This is a genomic window from Acidovorax delafieldii 2AN (assembly GCF_000175235.1).
In the GTDB taxonomy this organism is placed as follows: Bacteria; Pseudomonadota; Gammaproteobacteria; order Burkholderiales; family Burkholderiaceae_C; genus Acidovorax; species Acidovorax delafieldii_B.
Map to the genome: position 1 here is coordinate 1 of NZ_ACQT01000611.1, position 656 is coordinate 656.

Genomic DNA, 656 nt, shown 5'->3' on the forward strand with positions numbered 1-656 from the left:
CGTCGGCCTGCCACGGCGGCGCTGCGGCGTTGGCGCGGGCGCTGGGGCCCGCCGTCATGCCACGGCGAGTGCCAGCTCCAGACCGGACACAAAGGCATCTTCGAGGCGGTGCCCCAGGCACCAGTCGCCACAGGCTCCAAGGGCCAGATTGGCGTCCCACAGGTGGCTGCGGCCCAGCGGCTGCGTGGTCTGCGCATAGCGCCAGCGGCGCGTGTCGGCGTAGTCGGGCTCGGCGCGGATGCCCGTCACCTCAGCAAAGGCCTTGAGCAGCTTGGACTGCACGCGTTCCACGTCGTCTTCGAGGTGTTCTGCCGACCAGGCGGGGCTGGCTTGCACGGTCCAGCGTTCAATGGTGGTCCGGCCGGGCTTGGAGGATTCACGCGCCAGCCAGGCAATGCGGTGGTGCGTGCTGCGCGCTGCGTTCCACTGGGGCCCCAGCGTGGTGAGGCCCGGCCGCACGGCCTGTGGAAATGCCAGCATCAGGGTCCAGCACGGGGCGGTGGTCACCCGGCCAAGGTCGGGGCTGAGCGAGGTGTTGAGGCCCGACATGGCCACCAGGGCCTGCGCGGGAGCTGCCGGCTGCGCCAGCAAAACGGCGTCGAAGCCAGCGTAGACATGCTGGGCGCCTTCGGCCGCTTCGGTGCGCACTTGCCAGC

The 656-nt window shown here is 70.9% G+C and carries 1 protein-coding gene; it reads right to left on the bottom strand.

What is annotated here, in order from left to right; genetic code table 11:
* Positions 1–54: 54 nt before the first annotated feature.
* The coding region (locus tag ACDELDRAFT_RS23355) for an NAD(P)/FAD-dependent oxidoreductase (RefSeq protein WP_005801925.1) at positions 55–656 on the bottom strand (602 nt) is incomplete at its 5' end.